At 73.4% G+C, this 22,539-nt stretch carries 10 protein-coding genes; all 10 read left to right on the top strand.

Going from position 1 to position 22,539, the window contains the following annotated elements; translation table 11 throughout:
* Positions 1–43: 43 nt before the first annotated feature.
* The 10 genes from ACZ7NC_RS06085 to ACZ7NC_RS06040 all read left to right on the top strand — a co-directional run bounded on the left by ACZ7NC_RS06085 (position 44) and on the right by ACZ7NC_RS06040 (position 22,525).
* Positions 44–7,942, top strand: coding sequence for an amino acid adenylation domain-containing protein (locus ACZ7NC_RS06085; RefSeq protein WP_471485314.1), 7,899 nt, complete (start codon positions 44–46; stop codon positions 7,940–7,942).
* Positions 7,939–15,225 (top strand): amino acid adenylation domain-containing protein, encoded by a 7,287-nt coding sequence (locus ACZ7NC_RS06080; RefSeq protein WP_471485312.1) that lies wholly within the window; start codon positions 7,939–7,941, stop codon positions 15,223–15,225. The genes ACZ7NC_RS06085 and ACZ7NC_RS06080 overlap by 4 nt, the downstream gene beginning before the upstream one ends.
* Positions 15,226–15,275: 50 nt before the next feature.
* The gene (locus ACZ7NC_RS06075; protein ID WP_471485310.1) at positions 15,276–15,482 is read left to right on the top strand and encodes an MbtH family protein; all 207 of its coding nucleotides are present in this window, start codon (positions 15,276–15,278) and stop codon (positions 15,480–15,482) included.
* 1 nt (position 15,483) lies between these two features.
* Positions 15,484–16,449 (top strand): ATP-binding cassette domain-containing protein, encoded by a 966-nt coding sequence (locus ACZ7NC_RS06070; RefSeq protein ID WP_471485308.1) that lies wholly within the window; start codon positions 15,484–15,486, stop codon positions 16,447–16,449.
* Positions 16,449–17,288 (top strand): ABC transporter permease, encoded by an 840-nt coding sequence (locus tag ACZ7NC_RS06065; protein WP_471485306.1) that lies wholly within the window; start codon positions 16,449–16,451, stop codon positions 17,286–17,288. Before ACZ7NC_RS06070 ends, ACZ7NC_RS06065 begins: the two co-directional genes overlap by 1 nt.
* A 157-nt stretch (positions 17,289–17,445) precedes the next feature.
* Positions 17,446–17,697, top strand: coding sequence for an acyl carrier protein (locus ACZ7NC_RS06060; protein WP_471485305.1), 252 nt, complete (start codon positions 17,446–17,448; stop codon positions 17,695–17,697).
* Positions 17,698–17,708: 11 nt separating this feature from the next.
* Positions 17,709–18,938 (top strand): beta-ketoacyl-[acyl-carrier-protein] synthase family protein, encoded by a 1,230-nt coding sequence (locus tag ACZ7NC_RS06055; RefSeq protein WP_471485304.1) that lies wholly within the window; start codon positions 17,709–17,711, stop codon positions 18,936–18,938.
* A gap of 7 nt (positions 18,939–18,945) precedes the next feature.
* Complete coding sequence (locus ACZ7NC_RS06050) at positions 18,946–20,073, top strand: beta-ketoacyl synthase N-terminal-like domain-containing protein (RefSeq protein ID WP_471485303.1); 1,128 nt, start codon at positions 18,946–18,948, stop codon at positions 20,071–20,073.
* On the top strand, positions 20,070–20,798 hold the full coding sequence (gene fabG, locus ACZ7NC_RS06045) for a 3-oxoacyl-ACP reductase FabG (RefSeq protein ID WP_471485301.1): 729 nt from the start codon (positions 20,070–20,072) through the stop codon (positions 20,796–20,798). The genes ACZ7NC_RS06050 and fabG overlap by 4 nt, the downstream gene beginning before the upstream one ends.
* Positions 20,798–22,525: a phytoene desaturase family protein gene (locus ACZ7NC_RS06040; RefSeq protein ID WP_471485299.1), complete on the top strand. Its 1,728-nt coding sequence runs from the start codon at positions 20,798–20,800 to the stop codon at positions 22,523–22,525. Before fabG ends, ACZ7NC_RS06040 begins: the two co-directional genes overlap by 1 nt.
* The last annotated feature ends 14 nt before the right edge of the window (positions 22,526–22,539 follow it).

Raw genomic sequence — 22,539 nt, 5'->3', positions numbered from 1 at the left:
GACGAATTGGTTGAGGGCGCTGAGAATGACGGAGAGCAAAGCGATGACGACAAACCGAGGCGCCGTCCTGCCGCTCACCGCGGCGCAGGCCGAGATCTGGTTCGACGAGCAGTTCGCCACCGGCCCGCTCGGCTACAACATGGCCGACTACATCGACCTGCGCGGCCCGCTCGACCCCGAGCTGCTCGGCCGGGCGCTCGGCCGCCTGGGCCATGAGGCCGAGGGGCTGCGCGTGCAGTTCGTCGAGGAGGACGGCGGCCCGGGGCAGATCATCCGCCCGCTCGCCCAACTCCCGCTGAAACGGCTCGACTTCAGCGACGACGCCGAGCCGCTCGCCGCCGCCGGGACGTGGATGCGCGCCGACCACGCCGAGCCCCTGAAGGTCACCGACTTCCCGCTCTTCCGCGGCGCCCTGATCCGGCTCGGCCCCGAACACCACCTGCTCTACCTGTGCATGCACCACATCCTGGCCGACGGGTTCAGCCGCGCCCTGCTCTACCCCAAGCTCGCCGCCCTCTACACCCGGCTCGCGGCCGGCGAGGACGAGCGCGCCCTCGACGCCGACGCCATCCCGCCCTTCCACCGCCTGCTGGACGCCGAGCGCGACTACCTCGACTCGGCCCACGTCGAGCGGGACCGCGCGCACTGGACCGCCCGCCTCACCGCCGGCGCCCGCGGCCCGGCCCCCGAACTCGTCTCGCTCTCGGCCCGGCAGCCCGCCCCCGGCCGCAGCGCGCTGCGCCACACCGCCCGCCTGTCCGTCGAGGCCACCGACGCCCTGCGCGCCCTCGCCCGCGACGGCAAGGTCACCATGCCGGTCGTCCTGGTCGCCGCGGCCGCCGCCTACACCCGGCGCGCCACCGGCGTCGACCGTCCCCTGCTCACCCTGCCGGTGACCGGCCGGGTCGGTGCCGCCAGCCGTGAGATCCCCGGCATGCTCGCCAACTACCTGCCGCTCGCGGTGCCGGTACGCCCCGACACCACCCGCGCCCAGCTGCTGCGCCAGGCCTGGGTGGAGGTGTCGGGCGCCCTCAAGCACCAGCGCTACCGCGGTGACCGCATCCGCCGTGACATCGGCCTGCGCAGCGACGACCGGCGCCCCTTCGGGCCGTTCATCAACGTCCTCAACCAGGACCCGGTGCTCGCCTTCGCCGACGCCTGCCACGGCACCGTCGTCAACCTGTCCACCGGCATCGTCAACGACCTCATCATCACCGTCCTGAACACCCCCGACGGCACGATGGAGATCCACCTCGACGGCAACCCGGAGCTGTACACCTCGGCGGAGCTCGCCACCCACCTGGCCCGCTTCGAGGCCTTCCTCGCCTCCCTCGCCGCCCTGCCCGCCGATCACTCCGTCGGCCGTATCGGCCTGGGCGCCGCCGGCGAACCCCGCGGGGTGCTCGGCACCTGGGACCGCTACACCGAACAGGTCACGTACGAAGGGCTCGTGGAGCGCGTGCGGGCGGTCGCGGCGGACTCGCCGGACGCCGTCGCCGTGTCCGACGGCACGGAGAGCGTCACCTACCGCGAACTGCTGACCCGCGCCGCCGGAGTCGCCGCCCGCCTGCGCACGTCGGGCATGGAGCCGGGCGCGGTGGTCGCGATGCTCGCCGAGCCCGGGGTGCCGTTCGTGGCGGGTGTGCTGGGGGTGCTGGGTGCGGGTGGCGCGTATCTGCCGCTGGACCCGGCCGCGCCCGCCGCCCGCAACGCCGGCCTGCTCCAGGACAGCGGCGCCCGCCACCTCCTCATCGGCGCCGCCTGCGCGACACCGTCCCCGGACGTGACCGCCCTCCCGCTCACCGAGGCCGCCGACGCCGCCTGCGACACCGGACTTCCCGCCGTCGGGACCGGGTTGGACCTGGCGTATGTGATGTTCACGTCGGGGTCGACGGGTCGCCCGAAGGGGGCGATGGTGCAGCGGTCGGGGATGGTCAATCACCTGTGGGCGAAGGTGGGGGATCTGGATCTGGTCGCGGGTGAGGCGGTGGTGCAGAACGCGCCGTTGACCTTCGATGTGTCGGTGTGGCAGATGCTGGCTCCGCTGCTGGTGGGTGGTCGGGTGCGGGTGTCGGGCACGGAGTTGGCGGCGGATCCGGGCGGGCTGTTCGCGATGGTGCGCGAGGAGCGGGTGGCGGTGCTGGAGGTGGTGCCGTCGCTGTTGCGGGCGGCGCTGGACGCGTGGGATCTGGACGACCGGGCGCCTGAGTTGCCGCAGCTGCGGTGGCTGATGGTGACGGGTGAGGCGCTGCCCGCCGATCTGTGTGAGCGGTGGCATGCCCGCTATCCGCACATCCCGTTGATGAATGCCTACGGTCCGACCGAGTGTTCGGACGATGTCACGCATGCGGTGATCCGGGCCGGTGACGAGCTCGGTGGCCGGGTGCCGATCGGCGGTGCGGTCCGTAACACGCGGCTGTATGTGCTGGGTGATGAGCTGCAGCCGGTGCCGGTGGGTGTGCCGGGTGAGTTGTACGTCGGTGGCGCGGGCGTCGGACGCGGGTATCTGGACGACCCGTCCCGCACCGCGGGCACCTTCATGGCCGACCCCTTCGGGCCCGCGGGCTCCCGCATGTACCGCACCGGTGACCGGGTGGTCCAACGCCCGGACGGGCAGCTGGAGTTCATCGAGCGGCGGGACCACCAGGTCAAGATCCGGGGCCGGCGTGTCGAGACCGGCGAGATCGAGGCCGTCATCCGCTCCCTGGAGAGCGTGGTGGACGCCGCCGTCGCCGTGCTGCCCGACGCGTCCGGCAATCCGCGGCTGGTCGGCTATCTGACCGGACCGGGCGTGGACGCCGGACAGGTGCGCGACGAACTGGCCCAGCTGCTGCCCGCGTACATGATCCCGTCCTCCTGGCTGGTCCTGGACGCCATGCCGCTCACCCCGAACGGCAAGCTCGACCGCAAGGCCCTGCCCCAGCCCGCGCTCGCCGGGCAGGAGTCGGTGCGCGGGCCGCGTACCGAGCGGGAGCGGGTGCTGTGCGGGATCTACGCGGACGTGCTCGGCACCCGGGACGTCGGCGTCGACGAGGACTTCTTCGCGCTCGGCGGCGACAGCATCCGCTCCATCCAGGTCGTGAGCCGCGCCCGCAAGGCGGGGCTGGCGCTGACCACGCGGGACGTCTTCGAGCACAAGACGGTTGCCGCGCTGGCCCGGACCGCGGGCGGCCTCGACACGCAGGCCGCGCGGGAGCCGGCGGGCGACGCGGCGGTGGGGCCGTACGAACTCACGCCGATCATGGGCCAGTTGCATGAGGACACCCGCAGTCTGACCGGCCCCGTCGTCAAGTACAGCCAGCACGTCGTCGTGCACGTCCCCGCCGCACTCGACGCCGATCTGCTCGACGCCGCCCTGCACGCCCTGGTCGACCACCACGACGCCCTGCGCACCCGCGCCACCGAACCGGCCCCCGGGCTGTGGCACATGGAGGTGCTGGGGCGCGGCGCACCGGCCGGGGTGCGGATGGTGGCGAGCGCGGAGGCGGGCGGCGTACGGGGCAAGGAGCTGCTCGCGTTCGCCGAGCGGCAGGCCGCCGCCGCCCGGGCCCGGCTCGATCCGGGTGCCGCGGTCATGCTCCAGGCCGTGCTGATCGCGCCCGCGCCCGGCGCCGACACCGCCCTGCTGGTGCTGTGCGGCCACCACCTCGTCGTGGACGGAGTGTCCTGGCGCATCCTGCTGCCCGACCTGGCCGCCGCCTGCGCGGCGCTCGCGGAGGGCCGCACCCCCGACCTCGACCCGGTCGGCACCTCGTACCGCGCCTGGTCGCGGCTGCTCACCGACCAGGCCCGCACCGAGGTGCGCGGCACCGAACTCGCCCTGTGGCAGCGGATCCTGGACGGCCCCGACCCCCTGGTCGGCACCCGGCGCCTCGACCCAGCCAAGGACGTGTACGGCACCCGACGCGCCCTCCGCCTCGAACTCGGCCCCGAGGTCACCGCCCCGCTGCTCACCGACGTCCCCGCGGCCTTCCACGCGGAGGTCAACGACGTCCTGCTGACCGCGCTCGCCCTGGCCGTCGCCGACTGGCGCCGCCGGCACGGGCACACCCACCACGCGCAGACCCTGATCGAGCTGGAGGGCCACGGCCGCGAACAGCTCGCCGACGACCTGGACCTGTCCCGCACCGTCGGCTGGTTCACCAGCGCCTTCCCGGTGCGCCTCGACCCCGGCGCCCTCGACTGGGACGAGGCGTGGGCCGGCGGTCCCGCCCTGTCCACCGCGCTGAAGCGGGTCAAGGAACAACTGCGCGCCCTGCCCGACCGAGGCGTCGGCCACGGCCTGCTGCGCTACCTCAACCCGCACGCCGCCCGCGTCCTCGCCCCGTACGAGCGCCCGCAGCTCGGCTTCAACTACATGGGCCGCTTCGACGCCCGCGAGAACCGGCTGTGGGAACCGGCGGGCGGCGACGGCGTCGTCGGCACCGGCGCCCACCCCGGCATGCCGCTGCCGCACCTCCTCGACGTCACCCCGGCGACCGAGGACCGCCACGACGGGCCCCACCTGATCGCCAACTGGGCCTGGGCCGGGCAGGCGGTGGACGAGGAGGACGCCCGGGACATCGCCGAGACCTGGTTCCGGGCCCTGGAGCTGCTGGTCCGGCACACCGCCACACCCGGCGCGGGCGGCCGTACCCCGTCCGACCTGCCGCTGGTGGACCTGACACAGGACGAGATCGAGGCGTACGAGACCGAGCTCGCGGACGCGGGCACGGCCCTCACGGACGTCCTGCCGCTCACCCCGCTCCAGCAGGGCCTGCTCTTCCACGCGGACTACGACCGCGAGGCGACGGACGTCTACACCCTCCAGATCGTCGCCGAACTGGAGGGAGACCTCGACCCCGCCGTCCTGCGCGCGGCAGGCCAGGCCCTCCTCGACCGGCACCCGAACCTGCGCGCCGCCTTCCGCGCCCGCGCCACCGGCGACCCCGTGCAGCTCGTCCCCGACCGCGCCGAACTGCCGTGGCGGGAGACCGATCTGCGCGACCTGCCCGAGCCGCAGCGCACGACCGAGCTCGACCGGATCACCGAGGCCGAACGCACCCGCCGCTTCGACCTGACCGCCCCGCCGCTGCTGCGGTTCGCGCTCGTCACCCACGGCGAGGGACGGCACCGCTTCATCTGGACCAGCCACCACATCCTGGTCGACGGCTGGTCGATGCCGCTGCTGGTGCGGGAACTGTTCGCCCTGTGCCGCACGGACGCGGACGCCACCCTGCTGCCCGACCCGGCCCCCTACCGCGCCTACCTCGCCTGGCTCTCCGGCCAGGACCGCGACGCGGCCCGCGCGGCCTGGCGTACGGCACTGGACGGCGTCGACGAGCCGACCCTGATCGTCCCGGCCGACCCCGACCGCGCCCCGGTGCTGCCCGACGCCGTACGGACCGAGGTTCCGCGCGAGCTGACCGCCGCCCTGTCCGGCTGGGCCCGCGCCCAGGGGCTCACCCTCAACACCGTCGTCCAGGCCTGCTGGGCGCTGCTCCTTGGCCGGCTCACCGGACGCCAGGACGTCGTCTTCGGCGCCGTCACCTCCGGACGCCCGGCCGAGGTGCCCGACGTCGAGTCGATGATCGGCATGTTCCTCACCACCGTGCCGGTCCGCGTCCGGCTGCACCCCGGCGCCACCCTCACCGAACTGCTGCACACCCTCCAGGACCAGCAGACCGCGCTCATGCCGCACGAGCACCTGGGCCTCGCCGACATCCACAAGGCGGCCGGACTGGCGGGCGAGGTCTTCGACACGGTCGTCCTCTTCGAGAACTTCCCCCTCGACGCGGCCGGCCCCGAACAAGGCGCCGACGGCACCCGTGTGCTGCGCACCGAGGCCAGGGACGCCCGCCACCACCCGCTGAGCATGGCGGTCTTCCCCGGTGACGCCCTGACCCTGCGGCTCGACTACGCGCCGGACCGTCTCACGCGCGCCGACGTCGAGCGCGTCGCCCTGATGTTCCAGCACCTGCTCCGCACCGTCGCCGAAGACCCCGCCCGGCCCCTCGCGCAGATCGACGTCACCGCCCCGGCCACGCTCACCGGCCCCGGCAGCACCGGCGAACTCGGCGGTCTCCTCGGCACCTGGGACCCCTCGATCCCCGAGGAGACCCTGGGCGTCGTGGAACGGGTACGCGCGGTGGCCGACCGCATCCCCGACGAGCGGGCGGTGACGGACGGCGCCGGATCCCTGACGTACCGGGAGCTGGTCGAGAAGTCCGGTGGCCTTTCGGTCCGTCTGACGGCGGCCGGGGTGACGACCGGCTCCGTGATCGCGATGCTCGCCGAGCCCGGGGTGCCGTTCGTGGCGGGAGTGCTGGGAGTGCTGGGTGCGGGTGGCGCGTATCTGCCGCTGGACCCGGCCGCGCCCGCCGCCCGCAACGCCGGCCTGCTGCGGGACAGCGGCGCCGGGTACCTGCTGGTGGGCTCGGCGTACGAGGCACAGGCCCGCGAGATCGCAGGTGCCGCCACCGTCCTCGTCCTGGAGGACGCCCTCACCGACCGCGCCCTGCCGCCCGCTGTCGGAGGTGGCCTCGATCTGGCGTATGTGATGTTCACGTCGGGGTCGACGGGTCGCCCGAAGGGGGCGATGGTGCAGCGGTCGGGGATGGTCAATCACCTGTGGGCGAAGGTGGGGGATCTGGATCTGGTCGCGGGTGAGGCGGTGGTGCAGAACGCGCCGTTGACCTTCGATGTGTCGGTGTGGCAGATGCTGGCTCCGCTGCTGGTGGGTGGTCGGGTGCGGGTGTCGGGCACGGAGTTGGCGGCGGATCCGGGCGGGCTGTTCGCGATGGTGCGCGAGGAGCGGGTGGCGGTGCTGGAGGTGGTGCCGTCGCTGTTGCGGGCGGCGCTGGACGCGTGGGATCTGGACGACCGGGCGCCTGAGTTGCCGCAGCTGCGGTGGCTGATGGTGACGGGTGAGGCGCTGCCCGCCGATCTGTGTGAGCGGTGGCATGCCCGCTATCCGCACATCCCGCTGATGAACGCCTACGGTCCGACCGAGTGTTCGGACGATGTCACGCATGCGGTGATCCGGGCCGGTGACGAGCTCGGTGGCCGGGTGCCGATCGGTGGCGCGGTCCGTAACACGCGGCTGTATGTGCTGGGTGATGAGCTGCAGCCGGTTCCGGTGGGTGTGCCGGGTGAGTTGTACGTCGGTGGCGCGGGCGTGGGACGCGGGTATCTGCACGACCCGTCCCGCACCGCGGGCACCTTCATGGCGGATCCGTTCGCCGGAGCCGGTGCGCGGATGTACCGGACCGGTGACCGAGTGGTCCAACGCCCGGACGGGCAGCTGGAGTTCATCGAGCGGCGGGACCACCAGGTCAAGATCCGGGGCCGACGCGTGGAACTCGGTGAGATCGAGGCCGCCGTCCGAGGGCTCGACCAGGTCACCGACGCGGCCGTGGCCGTCGTACCGGACGCGTCCGGCAATCCGCGGCTGGTCGGCTATCTGACCGGGCCGACCGTGGACGCCGGACAGGTGCGCGACGAACTGGCCCGGCTACTGCCCGCCTACATGATCCCCGCGACGTGGCTGGTCCTGGACGTCATGCCGCTCACCGCGAACGGCAAGCTCGATCGCAAGGCCCTGCCGCTTCCTGAGCGGACGGACGAGACACAGCCGGCGCGTGGCCCGCGCGACGAGCGGGAGGAGATCCTCTGCGGGATTCTCGCCGAGGTGCTCGGGATGCCGGCCGTCGGCATCGACGAGGACTTCTTCGCGCTCGGCGGGGACAGCATCCGCTCCATCCAGGTCGTCAGCCGCGCCCGTACGGCCGGTCTCGCCCTGACCACGCGGGACGTCTTCACGCACCGTACGGCCGCCGCGCTCGCCCGGGCCGCGGGCGGGGTCGAGGCAGAGCCCGCCCCGGAGCCCGAGGGTGAGCTGATCTCCCTGACCGACGAGGAACTCGCCGATCTTGAATTCGAGTTGAGTGAGGATCTGTCGTGACCGAGCCCAGAACCAGGCCCAGAATCAGCGAGGTACTTCCGCTCTCCCCGCTCCAGCAGGGCCTGCTCTTCCTGTCCTCGTACGACCGCACCGCCCCGGACCTGTACACCCTCCAGTTCGTCGCGGACATCGACGGCGACGCCACCGACGTGGAGCGCCGGCTGCGCACCGCCTCCGCCGCGCTGCTGCGCCGCCACCCCAACCTGCGGGCCTGCTTCCGCAACCGTAAGAACGGCGAGCCCGTGCAGGTCGTCCTGCACGAGGACGAGGTACGGCCGCAGTGGGCGGTGCACGACCTCACGCCGCTGCCGGAGCAGGAGCGGGAGCCGGAGGCGACGCGGATCGCGCGGGAGGACCGGCTGCGGCGGATCGATCCGGCCCGCCCGCCGTTGATGCGGTTCGCGCTGCTGCGGCTCGGCGAGCACCGCTGCCGGCTGGTGTGGTCCGTGCACCACATCCTGGTGGACGGCTGGTCGCTGCCGCTGGCCGTGCGCGAGCTGACGCTCCTCGCCGACGAGCGGGGCGCGGCCGAGCTGCCCGAGCCGGCCGCCTACCGAACCTTCCTGACCTGGCTGAACAGCCGCGACCGTAACGCCGCCCGCGCGGCCTGGGCAGGGCTGCTGGACGGTCTCGACGGCCCCGTGCGGGTCGTGCCGGACGCCGCGAGCGACGCCGAACTGCCGCAATCCGTACGGGACTTCCTGACCGCACCGCAGACGGCCGCCCTTGCCGCCTGGGCGCGCGGGCGCGGGCTGACGCTGAACTCCGTGGTGCAGGGCTGCTGGGCGGTGGTGCTGGGCCGGCTGACTGGCCGTGGGGACGTCGTCTTCGGCGCGGTCACCTCGGGGCGGCCCGCCGAGGTGCCGGGCGTCGAGTCGATGATCGGGCTGTTCGCCAACACCCTGCCGGTGCGCGCCGATGTGCGCCCCGGGCGGCGGGCGAGCGAGCTGTTCGAGGAGCTGGCCCGGCAGCAGCTGGCGATGATGCCGCACGAGCACCTGCCGCTCGCCGAGGTCCAGTCCGCCGGCGGCATCCAGGGCGAACTCTTCGACACCGTCCTCGCCTTCCAGAGCTACCCGCTGGACGAGGAGGGCCTGCGCCGGGAGACCGGCGGCGCGGTGAGCGCGGCACGGGTGCACTCGGCCACGCACTATCCGCTCCATCTCACGGTGCTGCCGGGGGAGCGGCTGGAGCTGGAACTGTCGTACAGCGCGGCGGTGCCGGGCGGTGAAGGCGTCCTCGGGCGGCTCGTGCGTGTCCTGCGCGAGGTCGCCGACGACCCGGACGTCCTCCTCGCCCACCTCGGCGGGCTCGACCCCGAGGAGGAGCGGCGGATCCTCACGGAGTGGAGCGGCGCCCCGGAATCCGGTCCGGTCCCGTCCCGCCGTACGACCGTCCCGGAGCTGTTCGCCGCACAGGCCGCGCGCACTCCCGACGCCGTGGCGGTGACCGCGGGCGCCGACAGCCTCACGTATCGCGAACTGGACGAGCGTGCCAACCGGCTCGCGCACCTCCTTGTCGCCCGGGGTGCCGGGCCGGAGTCGTTCGTGGCCGTCGCGCTGCCACGCGGCGCGGATCTGATCGTCGCCGTCCTCGCCGTGCTCAAGGCGGGCGCCGCCTATCTGCCCCTGGAACCCGCCCACCCGGCCGAGCGCGTCGCCCACACTCTGCGCGACGCCCGCCCCGTGCTGATGCTCACCAGCACGGACGCCGCCCCGCCCACGGCCCCCGACCTGGCGCGCGTCGAGCTCGACGCCGACGAGACCCGGGCCGACCTCGCCACCCGCCCGGCCACCGACCCGCGCGCCGCCGTGACCCCCGAGCACGCGGCGTACGTCATCTACACCTCCGGCTCCACCGGCCGCCCCAAGGGCGTGGTGGTCCCGCACCGGAACGTCGTACGGCTGCTCGACGCCACCGACGCCTGGTTCGGGTTCGGGCCCGACGACGTGTGGACGCTGTTCCACTCGATCGCGTTCGACTTCACCGTGTGGGAGCTGTGGGGTGCCCTGCTGTACGGCGGCCGCCTCGTCGTCGTGCCGTACGACGTCACCCGCTCGCCCGACGCCTTCCGAGAGCTGCTGGCCCGCGAACGGGTCACCGTCCTCAACCAGACACCGTCCGCCTTCTACCAGCTGATGCGCGCCGACGCCGAGGCACGGAGCGAACTCGCGCTGCGCCACGTGGTGTTCGGCGGCGAGGCGCTGGACATCGGCCGGCTCACCGACTGGTACGAGCGGCACGCCGACGACGCCCCCCGTCTGGTCAACATGTACGGCATCACCGAGACCACGGTGCATGTCTCCTACCAGGAGCTGGACAGCGCCACGGCCGCCGCCGGCGGGGGCAGCGTGATCGGGCGCGGCATCCCCGACCTGCGGGTGTACGTCCTGGACGGCACGCTGCGCCCCGTCCCGGCCGGCGTCCCCGGCGAGCTGTACGTCGCCGGTCCCGGACTCGCGCGCGGCTACCTGGGGCGCCCCGACCTGACCGCCGACCGCTTCGTGGCTTGCCCGTTCGGTCCGGCCGGCGGGCGCATGTACCGCACCGGCGACCTGGGACGGTGGCGGGCCGACGGCACCCTCGAATACCTGGGGCGCGCCGACCAGCAGGTACAGCTGCGCGGCTTCCGTATCGAGCTGGGCGAGATCGCCACCGTCCTCGGCCGGCACCCGCAGGTCGCCGAGGCGGCGGTCGTGGCCCGCGAGGACCGGCCGGGGGACCAGCGGCTGGTGGCGTACGTGGTCTCCGGCGCCGAACTCGGCGCCGAACTAAGAGAGTTCGCGAGCGCTCGGCTCCCCGACCACATGGTCCCGGCGGCCGTCGTACAGCTCCCCGCGCTCCCCCTGACCGCCAACGGCAAGCTCGACCGCCGCGCCCTGCCCGCGCCCGAGTACGCCACGTCCGACCGTGGCCCGCGCACCCGCGAGGAGGAGGCACTGTGCGCGATCTTCGCCGAGGTGCTGGGGCTCGAACGCGTCGGTGCCGACGACGACTTCTTCGCGCTCGGCGGGCACTCGCTGCTCGCGACCCGGATCATCAACCGCGTCCGCGCCGAACTCGGCGCAGAGCTGGGCGTGCGCGACCTCTTCGAGGCGCGGTCCGTCGCCGCGCTCGCCGCGCGCGTGCCGGCCGCCGAGCCCGGCAGGGCGCCGCTCACCGTCCGCCCCCGCCCCGACGTGCTGCCGCTGTCGTACGCCCAGCAGCGCCTGTGGTTCATCGAGCACCTCGGCGCCCCCGACGGCCTGTACAACATCCCGCTCGCGGTACGGCTCTCCGGCCCGCTGGACGCGGCGGCGCTGGGGGCGGCGCTGGGGGATGTCGTGGCTCGCCATGAGGCACTGCGGACGGTGTTTCCCTCGCGTGGCGCCGCGTCGTCCGCGTCCGCGGAGCAAGCCACCGGCGCCGGGATACCCCCCATCCTCGGCGCCGGTTCCCCGGGTGCCGTCGGTCCCGCAGAGCAGCACGTGCTCGCGCCGGCCGACGCCCCCGTCCCCCTGCCGGTGAGCACCGTCGAAGAGGCCGCACTGGCCGGGGCGCTGGCCGCCGAAGCGGCACGTGGCTTCGACCTGGAGCAAGAGATCCCGCTGCGCGCCCGCCTGTTCGCGCTCGGCCCGAACGAGCACGTCCTGCTGCTGGTCCTGCACCACATCGCCGCCGACCGCTGGTCCCTCGCCCCGCTCACCCGCGACCTGACCACCGCCTACGAGGCGCGTCGCGCCGGGCACCGGCCCGAACTGCCGCCGCTCACCGTGCAGTACGCCGACTACACCCTCTGGCAGCGCGAGCTGCTCGGCGACGAGAACGACCCCGGCAGCGAACTCGCCCGCCAGCTCGCCCACTGGACGAAGGCCCTGGAGGGACTGCCCGAGGAACTCCAGCTGCCCTTCGACCTCCCGCGCGGCACCCACTCCGGCCACCACGGCGGCCTCGTCCGGGCCGACGCCCCGCAGGAGGTCGTACGGAACCTGCGGACGCTCGCCGCCGAGTCGGGCGTCAGCGTGTTCATGGTGCTCCAGGCCGCGCTCGCCGCCCTGCTCACCCGGCTCGGCGCGGGCACCGACATCCCCCTCGGCACCCCGGTCGCGGGCCGCGCCGACGAACGGCTCGACGACCTGGTCGGCATGTTCGTCAACACCCTCGTACTGCGCACCGACACCGACGGCGACCCGGCGTTCCGCCAACTCATTGACCGGGTGAGGGAGTTCGACCTCGCCGCGTACCGCAACCAGGACGTGCCGTTCGAGAAGCTCGTCGAGGTGCTCAATCCCGAGCGGTCGATGTCCCGGCACCCCCTGTTCCAGGTCATGCTCGGCCACCAGCAGCAGGCGGACCTGCCGCGGGGCGGCGCGAGCGGCGGTCTTTCCGTGCGGCCGCAGGAGGTGCCCGGGGCCACGGCCAAGTGGGACCTGTTCTTCCAGCTCACCGAGGAGGGCACCGACGGGCTGTCGCTCGCCCTGGAGTACCGCACCGACCTCTTCGAGCCCGCCTCGGCCCGCCGGATCGCCGACGCCTATCTGCGGCTGCTGGGCGCCGCGCTCGCCGAGCCCGGCCTGCCCCTGTCCCGCCTGGACCTCATCGACCCGGCCGAGCGCGCCGAACTGCTGGAGCGGGGCACCCGCGACACCGGCACCGAACGGACCACCCTCACCGAGCTGGTGGCCCGCCGGGTCGCGGCAACTCCGGACGCGGTGGCGCTGCTCCACACCGACCGGGACGGGCGAGTCGTCGACACGACGTACGCCGACCTCGACGCGGCGGCCAACCGGCTCGCCCATCTGCTCACCGGGCGCGGCATCGGCCGGGGCGACCTGGTGGCCCTGTGCCTGGAGCGCGGGCCCGCCACGGTGACGGCCCTGCTGGCCATCGCCAGGACCGGCGCCGCCTATCTGCCGCTCGACCCCGCGTATCCGGCGGAGCGGACGCGGGGGATGCTCGCCGACAGCGGGGCACGGCTGCTGCTGACCCAGGAGTCCCTGGCGGACGGGCTGGACCCGGCCCAGGCCGAACTCGTCGTCCTCGACGCCCCCGGCGTCCGAGGCGCCCTGGTCCACCTCCCCGCCACCCCGCCCACCGTCAGCGCGCCCACCCCGGACGACCTCCTCTACGTCATCTACACCTCCGGCTCCACCGGCCGGCCCAAGGGTGTCGCCGTCACGCACCGCGCCGCCGTCCGACTCGTACAGGGCCTGCCCGAGCTGGAGTTCACCCCCGACGACACCTTCCTGTACTTCGCGCCGGTCGCCTTCGACGCGTCCACCTTCGAGATCTGGGGGCCGCTGACACAGGGCGCCCGGCTCGCGATCTGCCCGCCGGGGCCCGCCGACCCGGTGACGCTGGGGGAGTTCTGCGGCCGGGCAGGGGTGACCGTCGCCTTCCTCACCACCCAGTTCGTCAACGCGGTCGCCGACACCCGGCCCGACGCGCTCGCCCCGCTGCGGATCCTGCTCACCGGCGGCGAGGCGCACTCCCGGGACCACCTCGACCGGCTGCGCGCGGCGCTGCCGTACACCCGCGTGTACAACGTGTACGGGCCGACGGAGACCACCACCTTCGCCACCCTCCAGGACCTCGCCCACGCCGAGGACGCCCCGGTGGCCGTCCCCATCGGACTGCCCATCGGCGACACCCACGCCCATGTCCTGGACGAGGCGCTGCGGCCGGTGCCGCGCGGTGTCGTCGGCGAGCTGTATCTGGCGGGGCCGGGACTGGCGCTCGGATATCTGGGCCGGCCCGGCGCGAGCGCGGAGCGGTTCGTGGCCTGTCCGTTCGGCGAGCCGGGTGAGCGCATGTACCGCACGGGGGACCTGGTGCGCTGGGACGCCCGGGGCCGCATCGACTACGTCGCCCGCGCCGACCAGCAGGTGAAGATCCGCGGCTTCCGTATCGAACCGGGCGAGATCGAACGCCACTTGACGACCCACCCCGCCGTCGCGCGGGCCGCCGTCCTAGCCCCCGCAGGCGCAGGCGGACAGCGCCGGCTGGTCGCCTATGTCGTACCCGCGCCCGGCCGTCCGGCGCCCGAACCTGCTGACCTGCGTGCCCACTTGGCCCGCACCCTGCCCGGCTACATGGTGCCCGCTGCCTGCGTCTCCCTGCCCGAGCTGCCCCTCACCCCGAACGGAAAGCTCGACGTCCGGGCTCTGCCGTCCGCCGACGCCGCCCCCGCCGACCGTGTCGTACGCCCGCCGCGCACCGACGCGGAACGGGTGCTGTGCGCCGCCGTCGCCGAGGTGCTCGGCACGGGACCGGTCGGCCCGGACGACGGGTTCTTCGCCCTCGGCGGGGACAGCCTCAAGGCGATCCTGCTGGTCAACGCGGCGGCTCGAAGGGGGCTGCGGATCAGTCTCGCGGCGGTTTTCGAGCACCGGACGCTGTCGGCTATCGCCGGGAGTGGCGAGGCGGGTAGTCGTTCGGCTGCCGCGCCGTGGGGGTTGGGCGCGCAGTTCCCCGCGCCCCTGGGGGGCGTTGCCGAGCCGCGAGATCTCTTCGGGCCGGTGCTGCCCATCCGATCCACCGGCACCCGGCCCCCGCTGTTCTGCGTCCACGGCGGCCTCGGCTTCGGCATCCCCTTCGCGGCGCTCGCCGAGCATCTCGACGCCGACCAGCCCGTGTACGCCCTCCAAGCCCGCGGCCTCGCCGCCGACGCGCCACTGCCCGGCGATCTCGCCGAGGTCGCCGAGGAGTACGTGGCCCGGATCCGGGCCGTCCAGCCCAGCGGGCCGTACCACCTGCTCGGCTGGTCCTACGGCGGTGTCGTCGCCCACGAGATGGCGCTGCGGCTGCGCGCGGCCGGCGAGGAGGTGGCCTATCTGGCCAACCTGGACGCCTTTCCCGACGACGCGCGGGGCGCGGCGCCCACGGACGAGGAGTTCCTCGCCGACTTCCTCACCGAGGCGGGCGTCGGGACGGCCGGGCTCGACCGGCTCACCCCGTCCGGGGTCGCCGCGCACCTCGCGCGCGCCGGCGGCCCGCTCGCCGGCCTGGGCGAGGCCACCCTGGAGCGACTGCTGGGCGTCATGCGCAACAACCTCGAACTGTTCCAGCGGTTCACGCCCGGCCGCCTCGACGGCTGCCCGATGACGCTGTTCCTGGCCACCGGCGGCGGCCTCAGCCAGGAGGAGCGCGTACTGAAGACCAAGAGCTGGGAGCCGCATCTCACGGGCGCCGTCGACGTGTACGACGTCGACTGCGGTCACCAGCAGATGCTGGGCCCCGGCCCGGCGGCGGTCATCGGCCGTCGAGTCGAGCGCGACCTCGCGGCGTTGACGGCCGCCCGCTGAACCGCCGTACCCGAATGTCCGACCCGTCCGCACAGATCTGGAGAACCGTCATGGCCAACCCCTTCGACAACGAAGACGGCACCTTCCTCGTCCTCGTCAACGACGAGGGGCAGCACTCCCTGTGGCCGTCCTTCGCCGCCGTGCCCGAGGGCTGGCGGGTGGTGCTCGACGCGAGCGACCGCGCGACCGCCGTCGCGTACGTGGAGAGCAACTGGACCGACATGCGTCCGCTCAGCCTCCAGCGGCAGGCGGGCTGAGGTGTCCTCGTCCGACATCGCCATCCTCGCCGAGGGCCTGGGCAAGACGTACCGCTCCCACACGGCGCTGCACGGCATCGACCTGTCGGTGCCGGCCGGCACCGTCCTCGGGGTGCTCGGGCCCAACGGCGCGGGCAAGACGACCACCGTGCGGATCCTGGCCACCCTCGTCCGGCCGTCGGCCGGGCGGGCCACCGTCGCCGGGCACGACGTGGTGTCCGACAGCCGCGAGGTGCGCCGGCGCATCGGTCTGGCCGGGCAGTACGCGGCCGTCGACGAACTGCTCACCGGGCGCGAGAACATCGTGCTGCTCGCCCGGCTGCTGCGGTTCGGGCGGCGCGGGGCCGCCCGGCGCGCCACCGAGCTGCTGGAGCGCTTCGAGCTCACCGAGGCCGCCGACCGGCCCGTCGGCACCTACTCGGGTGGTATGCGCCGCCGACTCGACCTGGCCACCTGTGTCATCGGGGAGCCGGAGGTGCTGTTCCTCGACGAGCCGACCACGGGGCTCGACCCGACCAGCCGGGTCGTCCTGTGGGACGTGGTGCGCGACCTGGTCGCCGACGGCGTGACCATCCTGCTCACCACCCAGTACCTGGAGGAGGCCGACGAACTCGCCGACCGTATCGCCGTGATCGACGCGGGCCGCGTCATCGCCGAGGGCACCCCGCAGTCCCTCAAGCGGCAGGTCGGCAGCGAGCGCCTCGAGGTCACCGTGGCCCGCCCGGAGAGCCTCGGCGACGCGGCGGCCGCCCTCGCCACCCTCGGCGGCCGTCCCCCGGTCGTCGACGAGGCCGCCCTGCGCGTCTCGGTCCAGCTGGGCCCCGACGGCCTCGACGACGTGGCCCGCGCCGCCCTGGCGCTGCGCGAAAAGGGCGTACCCACCGCCGACTTCGAACTGCGCAAGCCCACGCTCGACGACGTCTTCTTCGACCTCACGGGCACGGGCCGGAAAGAGGAGACCCAGTGATGGCCACGGCAACCGCCACCCGCCCCCGGACATCAGGCGGCGCGTTCGCCGGGCACCTCGGTGACACCCTCGCCCTGGCCGGCCGGCACCTGACGCATCTGCGCCGCTCGCCCGGGCGGCTGATCCTCGTCACCATGAACCCGCTGGTGATGCTGATCGCCGTCGGCTATCTCTTCCGCAACTCCATGCAGGTGCCCGGAGGCGTCGCCTACGAGGACTTCATCATGGCCGGCATCGCCATCCAGGTCGGCCTGACCAGCGTCGGCCCCACGGCCATAGGCGTCGCCCTCGATCTGCGGCACGGTCTGGTGGACCGGTTCCGGTCGCTGCCGATCTCACCGGCCTCGGTGCTCGTCGGACGCACGCTGTCCGACCTGTTCGTCGGCGCGGTCAGCCTCACCGCGGTGTCCCTGGTGGGCCTCGCCGTCGGCTGGCGCCCGCACGAGGGCGTGCTGCGCACCGCCGCCGGATTCGGCGTGCTGCTCGCCTTCGTCTACGTGATGCTCTGGATCGGAATTCTGCTCGGCACCACCCAGAAGAACATCGAGGCCATCGACGGCACGGGCGCGCTCGTCCTCGTCGTGTTCAGTTTCCTTTCCAACGCCTACGTCTCGGTGAGCGGCCTGCCCGGCTGGCTGCGCCCGGTCGCCGAATGGAATCCGGTGACCTCCGTCATCACCACCTGCCGGCGCCTGTGGGGCAATGACCCGGCGGGCGCCGCCGGCAGCGGATTCCCCGCCGAGCACCCCGGCCTGGTCACCGCCATCACCCTGTCCGCGCTGCTGGTCGTGGCGGTTCTGGGCAGCGTACGGGGCTTTCGGCGGGCCGTCGGCCGGTGAGCCGGCGCGCGGCCGGCAACCGCCGTCAGCGGTCCATCAGTTGGACGTCAGTGGGCAGTCACCGGCGCTGACTACGTTTTTCCGCGAAGCAGACTTCACCCGCAATGACTTCACCCGCAATGACTTCACCATACCCGTAATAAACGGAGGGACAGCCATGACGACCGTCGCGCCCGAGCGCCTCACCCGAATCCGGGAAATCATCGCCGAGAACATCGACGTCGACCCCGAGCGCCTTTCCGACACGGCACTGTTCATCGACGAACTCGGCGCCGACTCGCTGAAGCTGATCGACGTCCTCAGCGCCCTGGAGATGGAGTACTCCATCGTCATCGACATGAACGAGCTGCCCAAGATGGTCAACGTGGAGGCCACCTACCAGGTGACCGCCACCGCCGCCGGTTGGTGAGGGGAACCCACATGTCCACCGCAACCGCACGCCGCCGGGTCGTCCTCACCGGCTTCGGAGTGATCTCCAGCATCGGCACGGGAGTCGAGGAGTACACGGCGGGGCTGCGGGCCGGCCGCTCCGGCGCGCGGCCCATCACCCGGTTCGACACCGAGGGCTTCGGCCAGAACATCGCCTGCGAGGTCCCCGACTTCGAGCCCGAGCGCTGGATCCACCACGTCCCCCTGGACGACATGGGCCGCGCCGGCCAGTACGCCGTCGCCGCCGCGCGGATGGCCGTCGACGACGCCGGGCTCACCGAGGACGACCTCGGCGAGCGGCAGGCCGTCATCACCGTAGGCACCACCGACGGCGAGTCCCACGACATCGCCCTGCTGCTGGAGCAGGAGCTGGCTGCCGGTGACCCGGAGGCGATGGACCCGGTGCTGTCCCGCCGTATCAACGCGGGCCGTCTGTCCACCGTCATCGCCCGCGAGCTGCGTATGCCGAACGTGGAGGCCACCACGGTCACCACGGCCTGCGCGGCCGGCAACTACTCCATCGGCTACGGCCTGGACGCGATCCGGTCCGGCGAGGTCGACCTCGCGCTGTGCGGCGGCGCGGACGCCGTGTGCCGCAAGGCGTTCGCCCTGTTCAAGCGGTTCGGGGCGCTCACCCCTGACGTGGTGCGGCCCTTCGACAAGGACCGCCAGGGCATCCTCACCGGCGAGGGCGCCGGCATCCTTGTCCTGGAGAGCCTGGAGTCGGCCCTCGCCCGCGGCGCCCGGATCCACGCCGAGGTCCTCGGCTACGGCCTCTCCTGCGACGCCGCGCACCCCACCGCGCCCAACCGCGACGGCATCGCCCGCGGTATCCGCCTCGCCCTGGACGACGCCGGCGTCAAGCGGGAGGAGGTCGACTTCATCTCCGCGCACGGCACCGGCACCAAGGCCAACGACAAGACCGAGTCGGCCGCCATCGTCGACGTGTACGGCGACAGCCCGCCGCGCACCGTCGCCGTGAAGTCGATGCTCGGCCACTCGATGGGCGCGGCCAGCGCGCTCGGCGCCATCGCCTGCGGCCTCGCCATCGAGCACGGGTTCATCCCGCCCACCATCAACCACCGCGAGACCGACCCGGACTGCCCGCTCGACGTCGTGCCCAACCAGGCCGTCGAGGCGGACGTACGGATCGTGCAGAACAACTCCAGCGCCTTCGCCGGCAACAACGCCGTTCTGATACTCGGCACATACGGGGAGTGAGACGACCATGAGCACCGCAACAGCCAGGCCGGGGCCCACGCTGCCACCCGGCACACCCGTGATCACCGGCTGGTCGGCGGTCTCGCCGCACGGCATCGGCCGCGCGGAGTTCGCCGCCGGGGTGCGCGCCGGCGCCAAGACGGCAGTGAAGGCGGACGCGGGCCTCGGTCCGCTGCCGTCGTCCGACGTGTGCACGGTGCCCGGCTTCGACATCCAGGCGGTGCTCGGCCCGCGCGGCACCGCCAAGATGGACCGGCTCACCGCGCTGGCCCTGGTCGCCTCCGACGGACTGCTCCTGGACGCCGAGGGCAACCGTGCCGTGGAGACCGACGAGCTGACCGGCGTCGTCCTCGGCATCACCATGGGCAGCCTGGAGAACGTCACCGGCTTCCTGCGCCAGTCGTACACCAACGCGCGCCCCTTCTACGTCGACGCGGGCCGCATCCCCTTCGGCAGCCTCAACCACGCGGCCGGCGCCACCGCCATCCGGCACGACCTCAAGGGCCCCAACACCACGGTCGCGGGCGGCAGGGTCAGCGGACTGCTCGCCCTCAACTACGCGCGCCGCCTGATGTCCCAGGGCCGGGCGACGAAGTACCTGGTGGGCTCCGCCGAGGAGTTCTCCGCCGCGCACGCCTGGTTCGAGCACACCGCCGCCGCACCCGGCGACACCTCGCCGCTGCTCGGCGAGGGCTGCGGACTGTTCCTGATCGAGCACGCTCAGACCGCTCAGCGCCCGCCGCTGGCCGCCGTACTGAGCGTCGAGACCCGCGTCGACATCGACGACGACCCGCACGCCGCCGTCACCGCCTGCGCCCGCCGCGCCCTTCAGCGGGCCGGCGTCGACGCCGCCGACGTCTGGGCGGCCGTGCCGTGCGCCGCGCCCACCGCCGCCGGACGCGCCGAGCACGAGGCCCTCGCCGCGCTCGTGCCCGCCGAGGCGCTCTCCCGGGTGCCGTCGATGGAGCTGCTCGGTGACGCCGGCGCCGCCTGCGCGTCCTTCCAGATCGCCGCGGTCCTCGCGGTCGCCGAGGCCGACCCGGACGCCCGGGGCCGTATCGCCCTGGTCTCGGCCGTCGACCGGGACGGCGCCGTGGCCGCCGCGGTCCTGAGACTGACGGGAGAGCAGCAGTGATCGCGCTGGTCAGCGGCGGTTCCCGGGGCATCGGCAGGGCGATCGTGCTGCGCCTGGCCCGGGCCGGATACGACGTCGCCTTCTGCTACCGCTCCAACGAGGACGCCGCCGAGCAACTCGCCAAGGAGGCGGCCGAGTCCGGCACCCGGGTCACCGCCACCCGCTGCGACGTGGCCGACGCGGACGACGTACGCGACTGGTACGCCCGCACCGAACGCGAGCTCGGCCCCGTCGACGCGGCCGTCACCTCGGCCGGCATCACCCGGGACCGGCCGCTGGTGCTGATGCCCGAGGACGACTGGAACCAGGTGCTGCGCACCAACCTCGACGGCGTCTACCACGTGTGCCGGGCCGCCGCCTTCTCCATGAGCAAGCGCAAGACGGGCGCCATCGTCAACCTGTCCTCGGTCGCCGGGATCCACGGCAATCTGGGCCAGGCCAACTACGCCGCCTCCAAGGCCGGGATCATCGGCTTCACCAAGTCCCTCGCCAAGGAGTGCGGGCCGCGCGGCATCCGCGCCAACGTGGTCGCGCCGGGCCTCATCGAGACGGACATGGTCGGCGACATGCCCGAGGCGACGCTGCACAAGCAGCTGAAGAACGTGGCGCTCGGCCGCCTCGGGCGTCCCGAGGAGGTGGCCGACCTGGTCTCCTTCCTGGTCTCCGAACGGGCCGCGTACATCACCGGCTCGGTCTTCGAGATCCACGGCGGCGGCACCTTCTGATGAACGGCGGAACACGACCCCAGCGTGGCGGCGTTCAGGACCTCGACGGCCGGCACTTCGACGCGATCGTCGTCGGCAGCGGTATCGGCGGCCTCGTCGGCGCCGGGTATCTGGCCGCCGACGGCCGCCGGGTCCTCGTCCTCGAACAGCACGACGTGGCGGGCGGCAACGCCCATGTCTTCCGACGGCGCCGCAAGTACGAGTTCGACGTCGGCACCCACTACCTCGGCGACTGCGGCGAGGACGGACTGCTCCCCGCGATCCTCAACGGGCTCGGCGTGCGCGACCGGGTTCGCTTCCGGCCCATGGACAACGAGGGCGGCTTCGACCGGATCATCACGCCCACGGCCACCGTGGACGTCCCCGCCGGCTGGGAGCCGTACCGCGCACGCCTCAAGCGGGCCCTGCCCGCCGAGGCCGACCGGATCGACCGGTTCATCGACCTCGCCACCGCCGTGGCAGGCGCGAGCCGGGCCGGGCTGATGGGCGAGTCGATGGTCGACCTGTTCCGCAGATCCCCGCAGACGATGCGCTGGACCCGCCGCACCCTCGGCCAGGCGCTCGACCACTGCGAGCTGTCCCCGAAGGGCCGCACCCTGCTCGCCGCCCAGGCCGGTAATTACGGCGCCATGCCCGACGGGATCGGTTTCGCCGAGCACGTCAACATCATGGACCACTACCTGCGCGGCGCGTACTACCCCGAGGGCGGCGGACAGACCCTCGTCGCCGCGTTCGTCGAAGCCCTGGAGTCCCACGGCGGAGAGCTGCGCACCCGCTGCGAGGTGCGCCGCATCCTGATCGACGGCGGGCGCGCCACCGGTGTCGAACTCGCCGACGGCCAGCGGGTGTTCGCGCCCCTCGTCGTCTCCAACGCCGACTACCGCCGCACCGTCCTCGACCTGTGCGGCGGCGAGGCGGCCTTCCCCGCCGATCTGGTCGCCCGCACCCGCGAGGCGACCATGCGCAGCGCGGTCGTCGCCGTGTACGTCGCCCTCGACACCGAGCTGGACGGCCTGCCCAACGCCAACATCTGGTGGCACGACAGCGACGACATGGAGCGCGCCCACGCGGCCGTGCTCGACCGCTACGAGCGCGACGGCGTCTACGACCGGGTGCCCCAACTCGCCTTCTCCTTCGCCTCCTTGAAGGGCTCCGGATCCCTCGCCGTGTGCCCGCCCGGCCACAGCAACTTCCAGCTGATGACGGGCTGCCCGCCCGGCTACGACTTCTGGGGCGTGCGCGGCGGACCGGTCGACGGCGAGCCCTACCGCCGCAACCCCGCCTACCTGGCGCGCAAACGCGAGCTGACCGAGCTGATCCTGGACGCCGCGGAGAAGGTGCTGGGCCCGTTCCGGGACCGCATCACCCACGTCGAGACGGCGACCCCGCTCACCAACGAGCGCTACATCCGCGCCAGCGGCGGCACCCCGTACGGCATGGCCGGCTGGGGCTCCGAGGGCCGGCGCCCGGATGTGCGCACCGACGTCGAGGGCCTGTACGTCGTCGGCCAGAACGTCCGCTACGGCAGCGGGGTCGGCGGGGTCGCGACCGGCGGCATGGCCGTGGCGTCCCAGATCCTCGGCCGCCCGCTGCTGGCCGAGGTGTACGCCGGCACGGTCCTCGGCGATCCCTCCCGGCTGCCCGAACGCGCCCCGGACTGGGACCCGTTGCTGGTGTCCCGGGGGCGGGCACGGCAGGGCGCGAAGGGACTCGCGCGCATCGGCTGACCCCGGCCCCGGAC

It is taken from the genome of Streptomyces sp. NPDC111802 (genome assembly GCF_055634335.1).
The sequence above is the reverse complement of the archived record's forward strand: the minus strand, read 5'-3'. Positions and strand labels throughout refer to the sequence as shown.

Bases quoted from the DNA above. Each gene is read 5' to 3' on its own strand.
- ACZ7NC_RS06085 (WP_471485314.1), top strand. From the start codon at position 44: ATGACGACAAACCGAGGCGCCGTCCTGCCGCTCACCGCGGCGCAGGCC.
- ACZ7NC_RS06075 (WP_471485310.1), top strand. From the start codon at position 15,276: ATGGCCAACCCCTTCGACAACGAAGACGGCACCTTCCTCGTCCTCGTC.
- ACZ7NC_RS06065 (WP_471485306.1), top strand. From the start codon at position 16,449: ATGGCCACGGCAACCGCCACCCGCCCCCGGACATCAGGCGGCGCGTTC.
- ACZ7NC_RS06060 (WP_471485305.1), top strand. From the start codon at position 17,446: ATGACGACCGTCGCGCCCGAGCGCCTCACCCGAATCCGGGAAATCATC.
- ACZ7NC_RS06055 (WP_471485304.1), top strand. From the start codon at position 17,709: ATGTCCACCGCAACCGCACGCCGCCGGGTCGTCCTCACCGGCTTCGGA.
- ACZ7NC_RS06050 (WP_471485303.1), top strand. From the start codon at position 18,946: ATGAGCACCGCAACAGCCAGGCCGGGGCCCACGCTGCCACCCGGCACA.
- ACZ7NC_RS06040 (WP_471485299.1), top strand. From the start codon at position 20,798: ATGAACGGCGGAACACGACCCCAGCGTGGCGGCGTTCAGGACCTCGAC.